General features: G+C 42.8%; 21 protein-coding genes. 14 read left to right on the top strand and 7 right to left on the bottom strand.

Translation table 11 applies throughout. The annotated features are described in order from the left end of the window. The first annotated feature begins 36 nt into the window (after positions 1-36). Both HMPREF1535_RS22910 and miaA read left to right on the top strand, forming a co-directional pair. Complete coding sequence (locus tag HMPREF1535_RS22910; protein ID WP_007653904.1) at positions 37-597, top strand: IS1096 element passenger TnpR family protein; 561 nt, start codon at positions 37-39, stop codon at positions 595-597. A gap of 3 nt (positions 598-600) precedes the next feature. Next, positions 601-1,506: a tRNA (adenosine(37)-N6)-dimethylallyltransferase MiaA gene (gene miaA, locus HMPREF1535_RS22905; RefSeq protein ID WP_046147733.1), complete on the top strand. Its 906-nt coding sequence runs from the start codon at positions 601-603 to the stop codon at positions 1,504-1,506. Positions 1,507-2,302: 796 nt separating this feature from the next. Here the strand turns inward: miaA and HMPREF1535_RS22900 are convergent. After that, a complete protein-coding gene (locus HMPREF1535_RS22900) occupies positions 2,303-2,674 on the bottom strand; it encodes a DMT family protein (protein WP_007653908.1) in 372 nt (123 codons plus the stop codon). 3 nt (positions 2,675-2,677) lie between these two features. Further along, positions 2,678-3,424, bottom strand: coding sequence for a tRNA 2-thiocytidine biosynthesis TtcA family protein (locus tag HMPREF1535_RS22895; protein ID WP_007653910.1), 747 nt, complete (start codon positions 3,422-3,424; stop codon positions 2,678-2,680). A 108-nt stretch (positions 3,425-3,532) separates the two neighbouring features. On the opposite strand from HMPREF1535_RS22895, the gene HMPREF1535_RS22890 reads away from it, so the two are divergent. The 5 genes from HMPREF1535_RS22890 to rpiA are packed head-to-tail and all read left to right on the top strand — an operon-like array spanning position 3,533 to position 8,063. Next, positions 3,533-4,972, top strand: coding sequence for a tetratricopeptide repeat protein (locus HMPREF1535_RS22890; protein ID WP_046147732.1), 1,440 nt, complete (start codon positions 3,533-3,535; stop codon positions 4,970-4,972). Between the two features lie 16 nt (positions 4,973-4,988). Then, positions 4,989-5,477, top strand: a complete 489-nt coding sequence (locus HMPREF1535_RS22885) for an NfeD family protein (RefSeq protein ID WP_007653913.1) — start codon at positions 4,989-4,991, stop codon at positions 5,475-5,477. A gap of 10 nt (positions 5,478-5,487) precedes the next feature. Next, a complete protein-coding gene (floA, locus tag HMPREF1535_RS22880) occupies positions 5,488-6,483 on the top strand; it encodes a flotillin-like protein FloA (RefSeq protein WP_007653914.1) in 996 nt (331 codons plus the stop codon). Between the two features lie 4 nt (positions 6,484-6,487). Further along, positions 6,488-7,357 (top strand): nucleoside phosphorylase, encoded by an 870-nt coding sequence (locus tag HMPREF1535_RS22875; RefSeq protein ID WP_046147731.1) that lies wholly within the window; start codon positions 6,488-6,490, stop codon positions 7,355-7,357. A gap of 10 nt (positions 7,358-7,367) precedes the next feature. Next, complete coding sequence (gene rpiA, locus HMPREF1535_RS22870) at positions 7,368-8,063, top strand: ribose 5-phosphate isomerase A (protein WP_046147730.1); 696 nt, start codon at positions 7,368-7,370, stop codon at positions 8,061-8,063. Here rpiA and HMPREF1535_RS22865 read toward each other — a convergent pair. Further along, positions 8,053-8,799 carry a nitroreductase family protein gene (locus HMPREF1535_RS22865; RefSeq protein WP_046147872.1) on the bottom strand — a complete coding sequence of 249 codons (747 nt, stop codon included), beginning with the start codon at positions 8,797-8,799 and terminating at the stop codon, positions 8,053-8,055. The genes rpiA and HMPREF1535_RS22865 overlap by 11 nt on opposite strands. Before the next feature lie 23 nt (positions 8,800-8,822). Next, the gene (locus HMPREF1535_RS22860) at positions 8,823-10,007 is read right to left on the bottom strand and encodes an AAA family ATPase (protein WP_046147729.1); all 1,185 of its coding nucleotides are present in this window, start codon (positions 10,005-10,007) and stop codon (positions 8,823-8,825) included. Between the two features lie 79 nt (positions 10,008-10,086). Here HMPREF1535_RS22860 and HMPREF1535_RS22855 point away from each other — a divergent pair, with 79 nt between their 5' ends. The 4 genes from HMPREF1535_RS22855 (at position 10,087) to HMPREF1535_RS22840 (ending at position 14,723) form a co-directional block, all read left to right on the top strand. After that, complete coding sequence (locus HMPREF1535_RS22855) at positions 10,087-11,208, top strand: DUF362 domain-containing protein (protein ID WP_007654032.1); 1,122 nt, start codon at positions 10,087-10,089, stop codon at positions 11,206-11,208. A gap of 74 nt (positions 11,209-11,282) precedes the next feature. Beyond that, positions 11,283-12,674, top strand: a complete 1,392-nt coding sequence (gene mnmE, locus HMPREF1535_RS22850) for a tRNA uridine-5-carboxymethylaminomethyl(34) synthesis GTPase MnmE (protein ID WP_173015300.1) — start codon at positions 11,283-11,285, stop codon at positions 12,672-12,674. A 126-nt stretch (positions 12,675-12,800) separates the two neighbouring features. Beyond that, entirely contained in the window at positions 12,801-13,832 is a 1,032-nt protein-coding gene (locus tag HMPREF1535_RS22845; protein WP_046147728.1) for an alcohol dehydrogenase, read from the top strand. An 81-nt stretch (positions 13,833-13,913) separates the two neighbouring features. Further along, complete coding sequence (locus HMPREF1535_RS22840; protein WP_046147727.1) at positions 13,914-14,723, top strand: TrmH family RNA methyltransferase; 810 nt, start codon at positions 13,914-13,916, stop codon at positions 14,721-14,723. 36 nt (positions 14,724-14,759) lie between these two features. Here HMPREF1535_RS22840 and HMPREF1535_RS22835 read toward each other — a convergent pair whose 3' ends face one another. Beyond that, positions 14,760-15,674 carry a hypothetical protein gene (locus HMPREF1535_RS22835; RefSeq protein WP_046147726.1) on the bottom strand — a complete coding sequence of 305 codons (915 nt, stop codon included), beginning with the start codon at positions 15,672-15,674 and terminating at the stop codon, positions 14,760-14,762. Between the two features lie 220 nt (positions 15,675-15,894). Between HMPREF1535_RS22835 and HMPREF1535_RS22830 the strand changes: the two genes are divergently transcribed. After that, complete coding sequence (locus tag HMPREF1535_RS22830) at positions 15,895-16,164, top strand: hypothetical protein (protein WP_007654037.1); 270 nt, start codon at positions 15,895-15,897, stop codon at positions 16,162-16,164. A gap of 71 nt (positions 16,165-16,235) precedes the next feature. Here the strand turns inward: HMPREF1535_RS22830 and HMPREF1535_RS22825 are convergent, their stop codons facing one another. Both HMPREF1535_RS22825 and HMPREF1535_RS22820 read right to left on the bottom strand, forming a co-directional pair. After that, the gene (locus tag HMPREF1535_RS22825; RefSeq protein WP_046147725.1) at positions 16,236-18,137 is read right to left on the bottom strand and encodes a DUF2075 domain-containing protein; all 1,902 of its coding nucleotides are present in this window, start codon (positions 18,135-18,137) and stop codon (positions 16,236-16,238) included. Between the two features lie 6 nt (positions 18,138-18,143). Continuing rightward, positions 18,144-20,297 carry a DNA/RNA helicase domain-containing protein gene (locus HMPREF1535_RS22820; protein ID WP_046147724.1) on the bottom strand — a complete coding sequence of 718 codons (2,154 nt, stop codon included), beginning with the start codon at positions 20,295-20,297 and terminating at the stop codon, positions 18,144-18,146. 121 nt (positions 20,298-20,418) lie between these two features. On the opposite strand from HMPREF1535_RS22820, the gene HMPREF1535_RS22815 reads away from it, so the two are divergent. Both HMPREF1535_RS22815 and HMPREF1535_RS22810 read left to right on the top strand, forming a co-directional pair. Then, on the top strand, positions 20,419-20,760 hold the full coding sequence (locus HMPREF1535_RS22815; protein ID WP_007654043.1) for a nucleotide pyrophosphohydrolase: 342 nt from the start codon (positions 20,419-20,421) through the stop codon (positions 20,758-20,760). Positions 20,761-20,863: 103 nt separating this feature from the next. Further along, the gene (locus HMPREF1535_RS22810) at positions 20,864-21,715 is read left to right on the top strand and encodes an SDR family NAD(P)-dependent oxidoreductase (RefSeq protein ID WP_046147723.1); all 852 of its coding nucleotides are present in this window, start codon (positions 20,864-20,866) and stop codon (positions 21,713-21,715) included. The last annotated feature ends 48 nt before the right edge of the window (positions 21,716-21,763 follow it).

Genomic DNA, 21,763 nt, shown 5'->3' with positions numbered 1-21,763 from the left:
TTACTACTTTTGAACCAACAAAAAACTAAAAAGACTATGGTATTTAGATTCCTCATTCTATCAGATGAAGTAGATGACTTCAAACGCGAAATCAAGATTGATGCGGAAGCAACTTTCCTTGATCTGCACGACGCCATCCTTGAGTCGGTTGGCTACACGAAAGATCAGATGTGCTCTTTCTTTATTTGTGACGACGATTGGAGCAAAAATACGGAAATTACATTAGTTGAAATGGACACCACTTCGGAAGTGGATAACTATATAATGGCTGAAACTCGTCTGGAAGAATTGCTTGAAGACGAACACCAGAAACTTATGTTCGTTTTCGACTATATGACCGAACGTGCTTTCTTCATGGAGCTCCGCGAAATAGAGCCGGGTAAAGATCTCGATAAAGCAATCGTCAGCAAATCAATAGGTGTCGCACCTGCCCAGACGATCGACTTCGATGAGTTCGAAACCAAAAACGGAAGCACAGAGATCGGCGAAGACTTTTACGGTGACTCAGAATACGACATCGACGAACTGGACAAAGGCGGTTTCGAAGGTTTAGGCGACGTACCGATGGAAAACCCGTACGACGACGAGCGTTTTTAATTGATGAACTCCCTTGTCATATTACTCGGGCCGACAGGAGTCGGAAAGACCGAACTGAGCCTGCGCGTAGCAGAACATTTCGGTTCGCCTATTATTTCTTCCGACTCCCGTCAGCTCTATAAAGACCTCCCTATCGGAACGGCTGCCCCCACCGCCGAACAAATGGCAAGAGTAAAACATTATATGGTCGGGACACTGGACCTGACCGATTATTACAGCGCCAGTAACTTTGAAGAAGACGTAATCTCCCTCCTGGAAACACTCCACCGTACCACTCCAACCGTTGTAATGACAGGCGGTTCCATGATGTACATCGACGCCGTATGTAAAGGCATTGACGATATTCCAACCGTCACCCCCGATATACGTGAGGCTATTTACGCCCAGTTCGAGCGTGAAGGACTGGAAAATATCCTACAAGAGTTAAAAGAATCCGACCCTGTCCATTATGAAGAAGTAGACCGGATGAACTACAAACGGGTAATCCATGCTGTCGAGATATGCCGGATGACGGGAAAGCCTTATTCTTCTTTCCGCACCAATATAAAGAAAGAACGCCCGTTCAAAATCATCAAAGTGGGACTGACACGCGACCGCGAAGAATTATGCGACCGCATCAACCGCCGTGTCGATCAGATGATGGCTGACGGCCTGCTGGAAGAAGCACGCAAAGTCTACCCTTTCCGCCACCTGAACTCCCTCAATACGGTCGGCTATAAAGAACTGTTCAACTATTTCGACGGAGAATGGCCGCTCGACCTGGCCGTAGAGAAAATACGGCGCAACTCCCGTGTCTATGCCCGCAAACAAATGACCTGGTTTAAACGGGACGAAGAGATCAAATGGTTTCATCCGGACGAAGAAACAGAAATATTACGGTATCTGGATGGGATAATAAAAAACCAATAGCATGTTGAGGATGGAATGCCTTCTTCAAACGATTTATCAAACCAACTATCATACTATCATTTAAAATCATAAGTCACTAATTACAAGATTATTACCCTATGACAGTTGTTGTTATTAACTATCATATAACTATCAGGCAACTATCATAGTCTTATCCAAAGGTCCAGTGTAAGCTTCTTTTTTTGCTGAAGTATATTGTTTATTTTCAAGGAAGTAATTACTTATGTTGTTCGAGACCCGGGTCTCAAGGTTGCCAACACCCGGGTCTGAGCATCGTCAACATCCGGGTGTCAAACAGGACAAAACGGGCATCCTGACAACAATAAATAGTTGTTTCGATGAAATAAGTCTATATATTTCGGCAAAAAAGACTTGGGATAGAGGCTTTTTAATAGATACAGGAACGATAGTTTAGTTAAAACAATGTAAATATGATCGTTGCATGATAGATAAATGATAGTTAATAACAACAACCATCATAGGATAACACACTCATTATACGCATATTACATCAAATTATGATAGTATGATAGTTGAATTCAAAATTAAACCCATAGCTGGTTCACTGATATTTGCTGCATTTAATGGAATAGCAACTATAATATGAATAAAATAACGGTAAAGAATACAGAAATAGTCTTTTCCGCCAACTTCAGAAGGCAGGAAAACTCCCTACCCACATAGTAAAAGTAATAGTCAAAAAAGAACCTTCCCCATACAATGAACCCACCTTCAGAAATACATTCATCCAATGAATGAATCCCCGAGGTGGGTTCATTGTACGCCGATTACTTATTTACTTCTTAAATACCAGGTATACCGCCGCTACCAAAAGCAAGCAAGCCAATGCATGATTCCATTTAAACGATTCCCCTTTAAAGGCAATCGCACTGAAAGCCACGAATACGACAAGCGTAATAACCTCCTGTATTACTTTCAATTGGATCAGATTGAACGGTCCGCCATTCTCCCTGAATCCCATACGGTTTGCCGGTACCTGAAAACAATATTCGAAGAAAGCCAAAAACCAGCTGAATAAGATCACACCGATCAACGGCAAATGTTCGAACCAACTGAACTGCTGTTTCATCTTCAGGTGGCCGTACCAGGCACATGTCATAAAAATATTTGATACGACCAATAACAGAATAGTATAAAAACCCTGCATAACTTATTTATTTTTTTGAGGAAGATAATCCTGTTGTACATTCGACATACTGTTCCAGATGCTGTAACGTGCTTCCGGATTTATAGCTTCGAGCCGGGCCAGGACCTCTTTCATATCCGAACGGCTGGAACCGGACTCATACGGACAATTCTTTATTTGTTTACGATACCCTTTCCATTCGGCAATACGGACCAGTTCTTTTTCTTCAACCAGGCACATCGGACGGATGATCTCCATATCGAACTTATCCATCTTCAACCGCGGAGGCATAGTCCCGAAAGCCCCCTGATGGGTTATATTCATCAGTAATGTTTCGATAATATCATCCTGATGATGCCCCAGGGCGATCTTATTGCAATTATGCTTCTTGGCTATATCAAACAAGGCCTTTCGCCGTGTCCAGGAACAAAGAAAACAAGGAGACTTACGTGTATCGGTAGAAGCGTCGAAACTCGTTTCGTGAATGATAAACGGCAATCCGTGTTCATCGGCACAGCTTTTCAGGTACTCCGCATCCGAGCAATAAGGAATATTCGTCATCACCACATGCGCCACGACCACTTCAAAGCGGGGATTATAGATTTTTGAACGGCGTCCCAGCAGGTCGACAAGGGCAAGCGAATCCTTTCCACCCGACAATCCGATCAGGATGCGGTCACCATTGGCGATCAGGCTATATTCGAAAATTGCCCTCTTCACTTTCTCTTCTATTTTCCGGAACAGGAGTTCTTCTGCTGTCAACTTTGCCATATCTACTCTAAATCGGGCACAAAAATAGATATTTATCCAATGAATTGTACGCTTAACTAAAAATATTATTATCTTTGAATCAGTATAATTATATCATAACAAGAGACAATGAGCCGGTTATCTAAAAAACTGTTTTACACAATTGGAATTACATTTCTTTGCTGCAGCCTGCAGGCACAGAGCCTGGACCAGGCCAAAAAACTATACAACGAAGGGCAATACGCTGAAGCTAAACCTGCCTTTGAGAAACTGGTGAAACAAGCTCCCAGCAACTCGTCCTATAATCATTGGTATGGTGTGTGTTGTTACGAGACCGGAGATCTGGCCGGTGCCGAAAAACATCTGAAAGTGGCAGTCAAGCGCAAAGTTCAGGAAGCTTATCGCTATCTGTCGGATGTTTATTATCAGACCTACCGTTTTGATGAAGCGGCGGAAATGATGGAAGAGTACATCGACCTGCTAACTAAAAAGAAACAGGACACACAAGCATTCGAAGAAAAACTCAGTCTGGCTGAGAACGCCCACCGGATGATGGAAAAGACGGAAGATGTACAGATTATAGACAGTATCGTTGTCGACAAAGATGATTTTCTGGCAGCTTATACACTGAGCGAAGAAAGCGGCACATTGACTTCTTTCAAAGATTTCTTCCAGACAAATGAACCTGTATCCTCAACGGTTTATATGAACCAGAAGGGCGACAAGATTTATTATGCCCATGCAACAGACAACGACCGCTACTGCCTTTTCACCCAATCCAGATTAATGGACAAATGGGGGGATGAAAAACAGTTGCCGATGAATATCAACAGCAACGATGACGACAATTATCCTTTTGTTCTGTCTGATGGAGTCACCATCTACTATGCCTCCAAAGGAAACGGTTCATTGGGAGGATACGACCTGTTTGTTACACGCTACAACATCAACTCCGATACTTATCTGGCACCGGAGCAGTTAAGCATGCCTTTCAACTCACCGTTCAATGATTATATGATGGTGTATGATGAAACCAAGGAGTTGGGATGGTTCGTATCAGACCGCTTCCAGCCCGAAGATAAAGTATGCGTTTACCTGTTCATCCCGAACAATGAACACAGCCGTGTGGAAAGTGAAGATATCGAAATGAAACGTGCCCGTGCCGCCATCACATCCATTCAGGACTCATGGAAACCGGGAAGCGACTACAGCAATCTGGTCGAACTGGCCCATAAAGAAATACCTTACGGGGAAGCAAAAATCGAAAAAGATTTCGAGTTCGTGATAAACAACAGCCTGGTTTACTATAAACTGGACGATATCAAAAGTCCGGAAGCAAAGAGTTACTATGGAAAAGTTGTCTCACTGAACAAACAGATAAAAGAACTGAATGATAAACTGGCCGACCTCAGAGCCTCCTATTCTTCCGGGAACAGTGCAAAGAAGGAACAGTTGAAACCGGCAATTCTTGAAGCGGAAGAGCAATTGAACAGTCTGCTCGACCAGCCTGAAGAGTTGGAAAAGAAAGCTCGTAATACGGAGATAAACTATTTAAAAAGTAACAGATAATTCAACCGCGACTATTATGATCTGGGAAATAACCATTATTGTCTTTTTGATGCTGGTAGCCATCGTGCTTATCCTGCTGGAAATATTCCTTTTGCCGGGAATAACAATTGCCGGTGTCGGAGGATTTCTTTTCGCGGCATCAGGCGTCATTTATGCCTATACGGTAGGTGAAACGGCCGGACATATCACATTGTTCCTGTCGTTAACAGCCTTTGCCGCCTCATTTGTATGGTTATTACGTGCCCGGTCATTCAACAAGGTCGCCCTGAAAACGGATGTCGACTCCAAACTGACTTCAAGCCGTGACCTGGGCATCGAACCGGGTGACGAAGGTATCACCCTTTCACGCCTTGCTCCTATCGGCAAAGCACGTATCAAGGGCATCACCGTCGAGGCGAAGTCGATGGATGAATTGATAGACGAAAACACGCCGGTCGAAGTACTGCGTGTCGACGGTTATAACGTATTGGTTAAGAGAAAAGAACAAACAGATATTCACGCTTAATTAAATTTATATGGAAGAATTGAATTATTTGCCTTTTATCCTACTGGGTGCAGCGGTATTGCTGCTGGCAATTTTCTTTTACTATGTGCCGTTCCTGCTATGGATCTCGGCCAAAGTATCGGGTGTAAACATCTCGCTGATACAGCTGTTTTTGATGCGTATCCGTAATGTACCTCCTTATGTTATCGCCCGTGCCATGATCGAAGCACACAAAGCCGGTCTGAAGTCACTGACCCGTGATGAACTGGAAGCACACTATCTGGCAGGCGGACATGTTGAGAAAGTGGTTCATGCACTGGTATCTGCCTCCAAAGCCAACATAGACCTGCCTTTCCAGATGGCAACCGCTATCGACTTGGCAGGCCGTGACGTATTCGAAGCCGTTCAGATGTCGGTTAACCCGAAAGTGATCGATACTCCTCCTGTAACTGCCGTTGCAAAAGATGGTATCCAGCTGATTGCCAAAGCCCGTGTAACCGTTCGTGCCAATATCAAACAGTTGGTCGGTGGCGCCGGTGAAGAGACTATCCTTGCCCGTGTCGGTGAAGGTATCGTATCGTCCATCGGTTCGTCCGAAAGCCATAAAACAGTATTGGAAAACCCGGACTCAATCTCTAAGCTGGTACTCCGTAAGGGTCTTGATGCCGGTACGGCATTTGAAATCCTGTCCATCGATATCGCGGATATCGATATAGGTAAGAATATCGGTGCATTCCTTCAGATGGACCAGGCACAGGCCGACAAGAACATCGCCCAGGCTAAAGCCGAAGAACGCCGTGCAATGGCTGTTGCCCTGGAACAGGAAATGAAAGCAAAAGCTCAGGAAGCCCGCGCCAAAGTGATCGAAGCAGAGGCAGAAGTTCCGAAAGCAATGGCAGAAGCCTTCCGCTCCGGAAACCTGGGTATCATGGATTATTATAAGATGAAGAACATTGATGCCGATACATCTATGCGTGAAGCAATAGCCAAACCGACCAGTGCTCCTTCAAAACCGCTTAAAGACTAATCAGATGAGAGTAATTCCCGAATCCGAATTAATTATAAATGCAGATGGAAGCGCCTTCCATCTGCATCTTAAGCCGGAACAGCTGGCAGACAGAGTAGTCCTGGTAGGCGACCCCGACAGGGTTTCAACCGTTGCTTCTTACTTCGACACACAAGAATGCGAAGTGTCCAGCCGGGAGTTTCACTCCATAACCGGTACCTATAAAGAAAAGCGTATCACAGTTGTATCCCACGGCATCGGAACGGACAATATAGATATTGTACTGAACGAGCTGGATGCACTGGCCAATATCGACTTCTCTACCCGTACCGTAAAACCAGCATTCAAACAATTGACTTTGGTTCGTGTCGGGACATCGGGAGGTCTGCAACCGTTTGTTCCTGTCGGTACGTACGTTGCCGCTGAAAAATCTATCGGTTTCGACGGTGTCATTTACTTCTATGCAAACACCGAACGTGTCAGGGATACTGCTTTTGAGGCAGCTTTGAAGGAACAATTGGACTGGAAACTTTCCGGCCTTTCTCCTTATGTCGTACCAGCCGATCATTCCCTGATCGAACAAATCACCGGAAACAATATTATCCGTGGCGTAACGATAGCTGCAAACGGATTTTATGGACCGCAGGGCCGTGAACTTCGTCTGCCTCTCGCCGACCCCAAATTGAATGAAAAGATTGAAGCATTCAATTATAATGGAAGACAAATCACGAACTTCGAGATGGAAAGTTCTTCGCTTGCCGGTCTTGCCGCCCTGATGGGACATCGCGCCATGACAGTCTGCTGCATCATTGCCGGCCGGGTAGACAAGAACATGAACACCAATTATAAAGGTTCATTAACCGGATTGATTGAAACAGTATTAGAACGCATCTGATCAACACATTATGGACTGGGAGAAAACAATCATCGATTCGTTGGAATGGGGTAAAGAGATTTCCAACCGGGAAGAAAAACAAAAAGTAGCCGACAAGATCGCCTCTATGGTAAAAGACGGCGACATTATCGGCGTAGGTTCAGGCTCAACGGCTTATCTGGCACTCTTAAAAATAGCCGACCGTATCCGGACCGAACAGTTACATATCCATGCCATTCCTACTTCTCAGGAGATAAAGATGACTTGTGCCAAACTCGGTATCCCCCTGACAAGTCTGCTTGAACACAAACCGAACTGGACTTTTGACGGGGCGGACGAAATCGATCCCAATCATAATATGATCAAAGGACGTGGCGGTGCCATGTTCAAAGAAAAACTATTGATTAGTTCCAGCCCGCAAACCTTCATTATTGCTGATCCTTCCAAAATGGTTTCGAAGCTGGGTTCCCGTTTCCCCGTTCCGGTAGAAATCTTTCCGGATGCATTGATACATGCAGACCAAGCTCTCCGGTCATTAAGTCCGGTTGACATAAAACTTCGGATGGCACAAGGCAAAGACGGTCCGATAATCACCGAAAACGGGAACCTGATACTCGATGTCTGGTTCGACAATATACCCGACAACCTGGAGAATGCAATCAAGTCCATCACAGGTGTGATAGAAAGCGGACTTTTTATGCACTATGAAGTAAACATCATTTCATAAATCCCTGATCTTTTAAAACCTTCAACAGCACTTCGGAGAAATACTCATTATTCTTTTTCGTATAACGAACATCGGTAAACACCTGTGCCAGTGTTTCCTTATTGTTCTCTTTCACAAACTGTTTATTGACTTCCAGTGCTTCCTTTTCACCATATAATTCGTCTATCATATCCGGAGTATAATCTACATAAGCCTCCTGATGAACCACGGCAGCCAAAGGGAGTCGTTCCACCTGTTCCGGCAACGGCATAGCCGGATAACCGACAGTTACAGTAACGATAGGCACAACGAGACGGGGTAAAGACAACGCTTCGATAATTTTATCGGCATTATAGGCAGTCGTCCCCAAATAGCAGATACCCAAACCTTTCTCTTCAGCCGCATCACAGAAAGCTTGTGCAAACAACATCGCATCAATTGTAGAAGCAATGAAAGTCTGCAAATTATCAAATCCAGCTTCCGCTTTCCGCTGTTCCGCCCATTTCACAAAACGGTTGGCATCGGCACAGAAAGTCAACACTACCGGAGCCGTCGTAATCATTGGCTGATTAAAATGAGCCGGGGCCAGTTTCTCCTTATTGGACTGGTCACGGGTAACAACCACACTGTATAACTGCATATTACCGGTATTGGAAGCACGGGCTGCCACTTCCAGCAATTCATTCAACAACTCTTCGGGAATATCCTGCTCTGTATATTTGCGGATAGTCCTACGATTTTTCATTATATCTATCATATCTATACTTAATAAGAAATCCATCAATAACAAAGTCCCAACAACCAGATCGGGAGTTTGTTGTTCTGACTTTTAGGTTGACCGTAGATAGCGGCAAAAGCATTATCCAACTCTTTGATCCGATCATAATCCATCAACGGATCGCCAACCATGAAAATATATTTGTCGTTTATCAGAAAGTCATTATTCTCAAACAACTCAATGGTCGCAAAATTCGATAACTGATCGACAAAGAAAGTCTCTCCCAGTACCACACGGTCATTCACATCCTCTTCAAAAGCCATCAATAAATTGGTATTACCCATATAAGTTTTCTGAAGACGATTCTGGACCTGCCTTTTGGACTGGTAATATCTTATGCAAACCGCATCCGTCAGATAATCAAAATACCGCTTGACATCCGTCCGCTCCAACTTCAACTGAGTAGCCAAGTCGGCAACGTCAGCCACATCGGGTATCTGGCCGGAAATAGACATCATTAGCCTTTTAATATCCTTCAATTCCCGATATTCCAATGGATAAAGAGGCGGCAGATCAACATCGACCATCTCTCTCACCCGGTCCTGCAAACGAAATGGAAATGCATCCGGATCATCCCAATAAAACGGATAACAACCATGTTCCAGATAGTTACGGAAGATAGGGGCAACGACAATCTGATCGTTCACATTCCTCGATATTTCCACATGGTTTTCCAGCAAATCATCCAGAGAAACCGGAGGCAAATCCAGTACACACTCATAAGAAAGATATTCCCGGAACGACATGGCTGCTAATGTATAACAAGACACTTGGTTCTTAAATCCTTTCTTCACTTTTGAAACCGGAAGTAACGAAGAAGAAGCAAAAACAATATTCAGATTCGGACAACGTTCCAACAACTTCCTGGTCTCCGCCATCCAATCGGCATAACGGTGCACGCTGTCCAAAAACAGATGCGTACCTCCCTCCTTATAGAACTGCATAGCCACGTTGACCATTTTTTCCCGTTGAAAAAGAATGCTGTCCAGATTCAAATACAAGGCTTTATCCGAATCATCGAAAGCCTGTTTTATCCGTTGCAGCAACAAGGTTGTTTTCCCGACACCTTGCGAGCCAAAAATTCCAATCAGACGATCATCCCACTGTATCTGTTTATAAAGATATCGCTGAAAATTGCATCTTATCCCCTTCAGTAATTGCTGATGGTTTACTTGGTATATGTCCATAAACTAAACTATTTGATACAAATGTAATACATTATGATAAATAAACATGTAAATTTGCATGACAAAAACCAATAAGAGAATGGACAAATCAAAAGTTTACTTTACTAATCTTCGCACAACTCCATCCAGTAACTTGCTGGATAAAATGGAGCGTCTTGTTAAGCGCGCCGGCATTACAAACATTGATTTTAAGAATCAGTTTGTAGCAATTAAGATTCATTTCGGAGAACCGGGGAACCTGGCTTACATCCGTCCCAATTATGCCGCTCGCATGGCTACTTTGCTTCGTTCATTAGGGGCAAAACCCTTTCTTACAGATTGCAACACATTATATTCCGGCCGCCGTTCGAATGCCGTAGATCATCTGGAGAGCGCCATGGAAAATGGTTTCAACCCTATCTCAGCCAAATGTGAAGTGATTATCGCAGACGGACTAAAAGGGACAGATTACCGCGAAATAGAAATAAACGGTGAATATTGTAAAGCACCAAAGATCGGAGCTGCCATCGTCGATGCAGATATTGTATTGACCATGAACCACTTCAAAGGACATGAACAGACAGGTTTCGGCGGTGCTTTGAAAAACCTGGGCATGGGTTGCGCCAGTGTCGGAGGTAAGCTGGAATTACATTCAGCCTCCCAACCGATCGTAGCCCGCGAAAACTGTAAAAGTTGTAATATCTGTGTAAAACACTGCGCTCATGACGCCATTCACCTGGATGGCAGCAAAATAGCAACAATCGACTATGAGAAATGTGTCGGTTGCGGCCAGTGTGTTGCTCTTTGTCAATATGACGCAGCGGTCATGGGTGATGGAGACACATCAGAACGGCTCAACTATAAAATTGCCGAATATTCAAAAGCGGTACTACTCGATAAACCGAATTTCCATATCAGTTTTATCATGAATGTCTCTCCCGAATGCGATTGCTGGAATCATAATGATGCCGCCATCGTTCCCGACCTGGGTATCGCCGCATCATTCGACCCGGTAGCTTTGGATAAAGCCTGTGCCGATATAGTCATCAATGCTCCGATCCTGGAGACCGGCAACCGCCTTTCGGATTCGCCTCATCACGACCATTTGGAAGGATGCGACAAATTCCACATCATGCACCCGGAAACCAACTGGCAGGCCGGACTGGAACATGCCGAAAAAATCGGACTGGGAACTCAGGAATATGAACTAATAACCGTATAACTTAGCTGACAGTTGACAGTTTTGTCACTGGTATCTCTGTCAACTGTCAACTGTCAACTGTCAACTAATATATGATTAATCAAGAAACAATCTGTGCCATATCGACAGCCCCCGGAGCCGGAGGCGTAGCTGTTATCCGTGTATCCGGCACTGAGGCTATAACAATTTGTGACACAATCTTCACGCCTAAGATCGAGGGAAAGAATCTTCAGAACCAAAAAGCCTATACCTTACGCTACGGTAGTATCCGCCGCGGGGAAGAGTTGATCGACGATGTACTTATCGCCCTCTTTCGCGCTCCTCATTCATTTACAGGAGAAGACACTGTCGAGATTACTTGTCATGGTTCGGTTTATATCCAGCAACAGATCCTTCAGTTACTGATTGAAAAGGGATGCCGTTCTGCACTCCCCGGAGAATATACACAACGTGCTTTCCTGAACGGAAAGATGGACCTGAGCCAGGCAGAAGCTGTAGCCGACCTGATCGCATCCACATCAGCCGGTATGCACAAACTGGCTATTAACCAGATGCGTGGCGGTTTCAGTAATGAATTGACCAAACTGCGCAGTCAACTACTCGATTTCACTTCATTGATCGAGCTGGAGCTTGATTTCAGTGAAGAAGACGTCGAGTTCGCCGACCGCACCAATCTGAAGCAACTGGCAACTGGCATCGAACAACTGATCCGCAAACTGGCTGATTCATTCAGTGTCGGAAACGCCATCAAAAACGGTATTCCGGTTGCCATTATCGGAGAGACAAATGCCGGTAAATCAACCTTGCTCAATTTACTCGTCGGTGAGGAACGTGCCATCGTTTCCGACATCCACGGAACAACCCGCGATGTGATAGAAGATACGATCAATCTCTCAGGAGTGACTTTCCGCTTTATCGACACGGCCGGAATCCGCGAAACCAACGATACCATTGAAAGCCTTGGTATCGAACGCACTTTTCAAAAGCTCCGCCAGGCATCCATCGTCCTTTGGGTAATCGACCTGAACACTCCGGCGGAACAGATTGAAGAACTGGCTAAAGTGATTATCCCGAAAGCAGAAGACAAAAAGGTAATCCTTGTTTTCAACAAATCCGACTTGCTTTCGTCCGATGAACTGGAGCTCAAGCAACAATTGCTTAACAATATTCCAGCTGACCGCATATACATTTCCGCCAAACAACAGGAAAATACCGAAGTACTCAAGCAGCATCTGATCCAGGCCGCCGCTTTACCCGAAGTATCTCAAAACGACGTCATCGTCACAAACATCCGCCACTACGAAGCCCTAACAAAAGCCCACGAAGCCATCCTCCGTGTAATCAACGGCCTGGAAATGAATATCTCCGGTGACTTCCTAAGCCAGGATATCAGGGAATGTATGCATTATCTTGGAGAAATTACGGGACAGATTAGTAATGATGAAATATTGGGGAATATTTTCGGGAAGTTTTGCATCGGGAAATAGGTAATAATTCCCAACGATTTCCATATATCATCAATAATTATTAAGGCATTCGAAACACATGATTGCAGTTGATGAAATAACTATCTTTGCGGTAGATAGAATCGATTAATTAACAAAGAGATTATTATGCTTGCATACACATATATTGAACAAGGTAAATTTGAATTACGAGACAAACCGGAACCAAAAATTACGGATACACGGGATGCAATCGTACGTGTGACTCTTGGCAGCATCTGCACCAGCGACCTGCATATCAAGCACGGTAGTGTACCGCGTGCAGTACCCGGAACAACAATCGGACATGAGATGGTAGGTGTCGTGGAGGAAGTGGGAACTGATGTCACATCAGTCAGACCCGGCGACAGAGTGACTGTGAATGTCGAGACTTTCTGCGGGGAGTGTTTCTTTTGTCACCACGGATATGTCAATAACTGTACCGATCCCAACGGTGGTTGGGCCTTAGGTTGCCGTATCGACGGCGGACAGGCGAAATATGTCAGAGTACCCTATGCCGATCAAGGGCTGAATCGTATCCCCGATACGGTCAGTGATGAACAGGCTCTGTTTGTCGGTGATGTACTTGCCACTGGTTTCTGGGCAACTCGTATCTCAGAGATTACAGAGAAAGACACTGTCCTCATCATTGGTGCCGGTCCTACCGGTATTTGCACTTTGCTCTGCTCGATGCTGAAGAATCCGAAGCGTATCATTGTCTGTGAAAAGTCTCCCGAGAGGATTCAGTTTGTCCGTGAACATTATCCCGAGGTACGGATAACGACACCTGATAACTGCAAAGAGTTTGTACTCAAAAACAGTGATCACGGCGGAGCTGATGTTGTTCTGGAAGTGGCGGGAACTGAAGATAGCTTCCGGATGGCGTGGGAGTGCGCTCGTCCCAATGCGATAGTCACTATTGTGGCTCTTTACGACAAACCTCTGCTTTTCCCTTTACCTGATATGTATGGTAAGAATTTGATTTTCAAAACAGGTGGAGTAGACGGCTGTGACTGTGCAGAGATTCTCAGACTGATTGAGGAAGGTAAGATAGATACCACTCCTCTTATCACCCACCACTTTCCGTTGAACGAGATAGAGGAGGCATATCGTGTTTTCGAAAACAAACTGGACGGCGTCATCAAAGTCGCTATTTATTAAAGACTTGTTTAATGCCTGTTAAAACGACCTGTTATATGAATAAAACGATTGTATGTCTAACCGAAAGTTATAAATAAGAATATGCCTGTTATCGAAATATCCTCTTTATCTCATCCCGGTGTTGAAATGTTCTGTACCCTCACCGAAGCTCAATTGCGCAATCGTATCGAGCCTGATAAGGGAATTTTCATCGTAGAAAGTCCAAAGGTTATCACAAGAGCTTTGGACGCAGGCTTTGAACCTTTAGCCATTTTGTGTGAGCATAAACATATCACAGGGGATGCTTCCGAGATCATTGAACGTTGTGGTAATCTGCCTGTCTATACGGGTAGCAGAGAACTACTTGCTACATTGACCGGCTATGTTCTGACACGAGGTGTTCTTTGTGCCATGCGTCGCCCTGCGATACGCAGCATGGAAGAGGTATGCCGGGAAGCCCGACGCATCGTCGTTATCGACGGAGTTGTTGATACAACCAATATCGGTGCCATTTTCCGTTCGGCAGCTGCCTTTGGAATCGATGCCGTATTACTGACGCGTAACTCTTGTGACCCGTTGAACCGCCGTGCGGTCAGAGTATCGATGGGAACAGTCTTTCTTGTGCCATGGACTTGGATGGATGGTTCTCTCAGTGACTTGGGCAAATTGGGATTTCGTACTGTAGCCATGGCGCTCACGGACAACTCTATTTCCATTGATGATCCGGTCCTGGTAACCGAACCCCAGCTGGCTATCGTGATGGGTACCGAGGGAGACGGACTTCCACCGGAAACAATTGCTGAAGCCGACTACGTAGTCCGTATCCCTATGTCGCCCGGTGTCGATTCACTCAACGTAGCCGCTGCGGCTGCCGTAGCTTTCTGGCAGTTTCGTGCTCCACAATCCCCCTAAGATTACTGTCCTAAACCTTTGTCTGCTTTTAATTCCTCAATCGCATCCACCCAATAATCCCTCTCTCAATAAAATATTTTCTAACTTTCTCCTTGCAACGATAGTCCGGCTATGAACTGTACTAATTTTCATGTTTTTCAGAAATCCTTCACGATATTGAATATCCATAATCTCCTTCATAAAAAAACCGGCACACTGTAATAAAAAAGCATCCCGACAAGCAGGCGCTAAATAACCAATATAATGCAACAAGTCTTTATATGGTAGTTTATCATCATTGAACAGATGCGGATATTTTTTTACAAAAGATAAATCCCGATAATCAACACCTTCTCCTTTAAAATCCATTTTCTCCTTTGAATCAGACAAGCGAAAACGATAAGTTACTTCCGGAATACGTTTTAGTTGCAAACATTCATTAATAGCTTCGCATGTATTGCTACACGGTACCCGTTCTACAGTACCATCAATCTTAAATTTAGAACGACTATAAATTTTAAACCTGATATCCTTAGCCGTATACCGCTCATAAGTATCAATTATATCCAATTGAAGATTAGGTTCCAATTGTAATAGGACATATGTAAAAAGAGGTTCCTGGGTAAAAGATATCTTTTCAATCATAAAAAGAATAGATCCATCATTTTCATCTCTTTTGCCCGCACGTGTTCCCGGCAAAAGATTCAGATGAAAAAAAGTCTCATTCCACCAAAATATAATATCCCTGCTATCCTGAACTTTCTCTTTAAAAAATATTTCTAAGGCTTTTGAATATGAATGCTCTATTCCAAGAAATTGTCCCCTGTAAAGATTTTCATTAACTTCTTCAATTATTTCCGACATGTCTTTTCCTTGATATTGTTCTTTAGAAATATATTTTTCCATTGAAAGAATATGTTGTCTTTCAAACCAGGAGCGACTGCTTTCACTTTTCATTTTCACTGTTTTCATTTTGCTTTTACATTAATTATTTCACTTCAAAGGTAAAAGTTTTTTATGCCTGTCTTATAATATTTCAAAATCTCATTTTCCGAAAAACAGCATCTTCATGGTTACCGTTTACAGCCATAACAAGCTATAAACAAACAAGTTACAAATCAAATACTATATATATAATTTATTTTATTAACTTAGTGTCGGCAATTTATATTAATCACTAAAAAAACATAGCATGAGTCAACCGGATAATAAATCAAAAAGAGCAGTAATTGTATTCAATAAAAAAGGTGAATACGTGGCTGTTATAGCGTCTATCACTCAAGCAGCATTAATACAGGGAGTGAATAAAAAACTCATTTATTACAATTGTATAGGAAAATCTATTATGGTTGGCAACTTTTATTTTCGCTTTTATCTTTCTGAGCTTGGACTGACTCTCAGTGATTTGGATAATCTCACTGTACAGAAATACGATGAATTATATCGGGAAGCAACCGAATAAAAACAAAGTAAACCGTTTTTTAATGAAAACGGATAGCAGCCAAAGTTCGTTTTCTACTTCTACTCACAGTATCAATCCTTCAACATTAATCGTCTCCTAAAATAATCAGCTACTTCCTTATCCACACAATAAATATAACACCCTTTCATCCCTCTTGACATTAATACCCGGTAAATATTACGAACATATGTATCGAAATTCTTCCTGTCTTTTTTCAATACAGGATCATAGGTGGCGGTTATTTCTGTATCCAAAGAATCCGCAGAGGCATTATATTTCAGATCATTACCAACAATAACACCTATATAATCAAAATCAAAACCCTGGGCCGTATAAATACATCCCACCTGCTTAATGCCATAAGGAGAATAAGCCCATTCATACCAAAAGCAATAACCTTCGGGAAGATGTCTTCGATCCGTTACAGACATATGGGTTTCCCATGGCATGTGAAATGTACCTATTTTAATATCATTATTAATGACCAAACCTGTCTTTTTCGGATCAGACCACTCCCAACAAAACCCAGCCGTCAAACGAGCCTTCATACCCGGTTCACTATTCTTCTCCCTAATAGCCCGATATAATTCAGCTGGATCATCAAATATCCTAAAATCATACTCTTCTGCGGAAAATGAACAGGAAGCCGTCCGGGGATATAACACATCCTCCAACCAATTCAAATAATTATCCGAACCGTTACAACGGAACTGGGATTCCAAAACTATATTTTCAATTTTACAGTGATTGGTTTGTGCACAAGACGTTATCAAACCCGTTTTCCCTATCTCTGAATGACGAATAGCCTGACGATCATCAATGAAAAACACACAGGAGCGAGCTGCACGAATAAGAGTCTCAATCTGAGACAACTCAGTCCAATGATCCTTTTTCGTATACTTATTGTTCGGGCTCAACTCTATCCGGTGGGCCTCATCCACCAGCAACACATCGACTCCATTTTCCATACAGCGAGCCGGTATAAAGTCATTCAAATTATGAAACAATAAATTGGCCTCCTGCCTCCCGACCATACACTTTATAGCTTCCAGCAAAGGTTTCGACTTTGTAGCAAACATTACACGATATCTACCTTTCGCCGACAGTTCTGCCAATACTTTCAAAGCAATGACCGTTTTCCCTGTTCCTGGTCCTCCGTTGACTATCACAACATTCTTCCCGTACCTGTCACTATTACGCAAATATGCTAATATATCATTACGAGCTTCGATCTGCTTCCCTATTAATGACAATTTATCATTTAAAGTCAATATATCACTTATGTTTTCCAATAAATTGACCGAAGGGTACAGCGGACTGAAACAAAACTCATTAAACACGGCTTCTCCGCTTCCATGCGAAAAAAGAGTATGCAATAAACCTGCCAGTTCATCCTTTTCGTTGGCAGCATAAGTCCTGAACTCTTCCTGCAATACATCAAACTTCGGATTAAACAAAACTCCGTCATCGTCTTTCCTTATATAATTAAAGCAATAAGCACACCCCTGTAAATTCAAACTATCCGTACTTACCGCCTCCACAAACGCCTTCAGATATCCATGATAACCTTTCACCTGTTGCGAAGGATGCGCAGCTGTTTGTATTTTTCCTCCGGTATACGCCTCCACAAAATTTCCGGCACTGGATGCAGGAAATATACCATCTTCGCTCCATTGCTTTAATTCAATGTGCATGACATTTTTACCATCCTCCGAATCACACCCGAATATCATACAATCTATCCGACACCCGGAATAAGGGACCATCAATTCAAAGACGAGATATACGTCTTTTATCCTGCCGGCCTTCAACAATTCCTTTATTTTTTGACCACTTGCTTTATAGGAACGTTGCTCTGCCTCACCTACATTTATATTTTGACGGGATGCATTTTCAATCATCAATTGCTGAAAGCGACCCTGCTTTACATCCTGAAAAAAATTCTCAGAAGAAGCGGCATAAAAACTATTCATGGTGGTTTATTTTTGTCCGATCAGTTGTTTGATATGTTCACGTGTCTCTTTATCTTTGATATAAAGAAAATTTCCTTTAGTTGCCCGGGTCAATAAAATTCGGTATGTCCCTGTTACCCTTCTAAACAACGCCTCCGAATCCGGAGTCAGCGCAATTAAAGAACGCTTTTTGCCTATTTTGGATTTCACTGATTTTTTAGTAGAGGCAATGGCTGTTTCTTCTATATAGTTCAGGTCCAACATCCACTTCCCGTTTCTCCACACCAAATCTTCCAACCAGAGAACACCGATATATTCATAATCGAAACCACGAACCACATAAGGACACCCGACTTCCGATAACGGATCGCCCTGCATCGCATCTCCCCTTCCCAAAATATAATTAGTATAAGATGTGTGATCATTCCAATACTTATAAAAAGTTCTGTTCTCTCGGTCCGGAAGAACAAAATCGCACGATTCAGGAAATACAGCATGCATATCCGGTATATTCTTACTTATCCATTTACGTGAATAGGAAGAGACAATACGAGCATCCATCGTTGTCTGACTAATTTTGTTACGCAACGCATGCTCCATATCACTGGGATAATCAAAAACAGTCATCGGTATTTCCTCTATCCATTGAGACACATTATCAATCTCTTTCCCTTGTAAAACGCTTTCTACCCAATCCACATATTCTTTGGAACCTCCGCAACGGAATTGTATCCCTTCCAAGCTGATAAAATGAACCGTAGCATTAACCATCTTTGCGATGTTCACCAGATCTTCCAACGATGTAGATTCATTATCACGAAACGATTGATCGCCGTCAATAAAAAATACAGAAATACAGCTTGCCTTCATTATATGATAAGCCTGAGGTCCCATTTGGTAACACCATCCGGCAATTTTGTTACCTTGAAATCTTGGAGAAGAAGGGTCTATCAAGGCATGAGCCTCATCGACAATACTCAGAAAATGTTGATCAGGTTTATATGTAATACCAACCGTTTTTTCCAAATAGTCCGTATAGTCTTTCCAGTACATTCTGTTGAGTTCCTTACTGTTATCGGATCTGTGAACAATATATCTGGAATCCAGACGTTCAAATTCATTCTGATATCGCTCTTTCACCTTAGCCCCGTTAAGTCCGGGATTAAAGGCATTTGCCTTTATTATCAGCTTGTCTGCATTATATCTTTTTCCGTGCTCCTTAAAAATATGTGCCCAATTATCGTTTTGTGATGAAGATGTTGTGACATATAGGACGTTATTTTCTGAATCCGGTTTGTTACAAGCATGATATTGCCGGACCGCATCAAACCATAAATTCACAGCCATTGCCGATTTTCCGGAACCTGGAAGACCTTGTACTATAATGACTTGTTTACTCCTGGAAGTGACCGTCTCCGATAATTTATGTTGTACTTCGGCATATCCTTCCCGCTGTTTTCCTAACAAAACAAAAGGCTTCGCTGTACTTTCCGCAAAATTACGGGCAACCTGCAAAAGAATCTTTTTATCTTGCTTATAATACCCCTTTACAAAGGTTTTAGCAAATTCTTCATCCCCAACAGACAAGCGATCACAAATAAAATGACAAAGATCACCTTTCAACATTGTATCAAATAACAGATATTCTCCTGTCAATTTATCGTTCGGAGCAGATTTATAAGGTTCAAGATTGATTCTCTGGGTGAAAAATACGCAACCGTCCACATTCACATTTTGTTCCAACACTACAGAGTGAAAATGTCTGCAAAATTCAATGTAACCTTTCACCTGGTCCGCAGGATGCTGCTGGCTGGCGCCATGACGGATCATCAACCCTTCAAAACATCCGGGAGTATCCTTGCTGTTTTCCTGCCAGTTCTTCAGTTCTAAAATAATTGCCTGCTTTTCATTCTCCTTATTTCTTCCTATCAGCACCAGATCACACCAGAAAGAAACAGACGGTAGTTTGTATTCCAATGCAACATGAGCATCCGCCAGCCCTTTATTTTGCGCCATTGCCATTGACAAAACAGAAGCCACCTCAGGGAAAGACTGCTTCCAAGCTATTTTTTCTTCCTGACTCACATGCCTGGATATCTGAGATAAATCGTCAATCAATGCATGAATGTTATTAGTCACCCTGTCGCAAAAGTCAGAAACCTTGTATACTCTCGTTGTCATATTTTCTATTTCTTATTACCTACAAATGTAAAAACATATTTAATAAAATAATCACAATCTTTCTATTTACATTACCAGCAATTTCATATCTTCGTTATTCGTAATTTAGAACAGACAGCATATGACTACAAACAATTCTGATATAGAGCTAATAATGAAAGAAATAGTCCGTTTCACCGAGGATAGGGATTGGGATCAGTTCCATAACGGAAAAGACCTGGCTTTGGCATTATCGATAGAGGCATCCGAACTGAACGAAGCATTCCTTTGGAAAAAGCCGGAAGAAGTAAACATTGAAAAGGTAAAAGAAGAATTAGCTGATATCATGAACTACGCATTCCTGATCGCCCATAAATACGACATGGACATCAAAGAAATCATACTGAACAAACTGAAAAGAAATGGTGAAAAGTATCCGGTAAACAAAGCCAAAGGGAGTGCCAAAAAATATAACGAATTATAAAGGAATTGGTTAATAGCCTGACAATATAGAGTTCTTAAAAATACCAATCCGGAATTGCAACTAAACAAGTATTATAAAGACAGATCATAAAAAACTAAACATCATGGCAGATAACTATCTGGAAAGAAAATATCAGGAATATCAGTCTCAAAAATCTTCCGCTACAAAGAGCGGCTACGGCAAGAAAAAAACAACTCCAATCCACAAAATGCGCAGAGTTTTCGTGACAGGAGGCGCTGACGGTATCGGAAAAACAATTGTCAAGGCGTTCCGTATGGCCGGGCACCGTGTAGCTTTTTGTGACTGGAATGAAGAATCAGGAAAAGAAACAGCCGAAAAAACCGGTACCACTTTTTATCCCGTAGATATCAACAATAAAGAAGCTCTTGAAAACTGTATGCACCATATCCTGGAAGATTGGGGCGACCTGGATATCATCATCAACAATGCCGGCATCAGTAAATTCGCCTCTCTCACAGAAACCAGCGTGGAAGATTTCGACCAGACTTTATCCGCAAACCTGAGACCGGCATTTATTACCTCCCGTCTGCTCGCCATTCACCGTCAATCACAAACGACACCCAATCCGTACGGCCGAATTATCAACATATCGTCCACTCATTACCCAACAAACAGACTTAGCAGTGAAGCATACGCCGCATCTAAAAGTGGCATATGTTCATTAACACAGACACTTGCCATGTCTTTATCACCTTGTCATACGACGGTTAACTCCATTATTCCGGGTTGGATACAAGCAGACGATTACGACCCAATCTACGCGGAAACCCACCCCATACCCTTTTCCGGACGAATGGGAAAACCGGAAGATATAACCCGTATCTGTCTGTTCCTTTGTCAGGAAGAAAATGATTTCATTAACGGTGAAAACATAACAATTGATGGCGGAACCACTAGGACACCCATGACCATCATTGAAAAACAACAACTTTAAACGATTATTCTTTTAAAAGATTGTACCTTTGCCCCAACATAAAATTAT

Source organism: Parabacteroides goldsteinii DSM 19448 = WAL 12034, from assembly GCF_000969835.1.
Taxonomy (GTDB): Bacteria; Bacteroidota; Bacteroidia; order Bacteroidales; family Tannerellaceae; genus Parabacteroides; species Parabacteroides goldsteinii.
The sequence above is the reverse complement of the archived record's forward strand: the minus strand, read 5'-3'. Positions and strand labels throughout refer to the sequence as shown.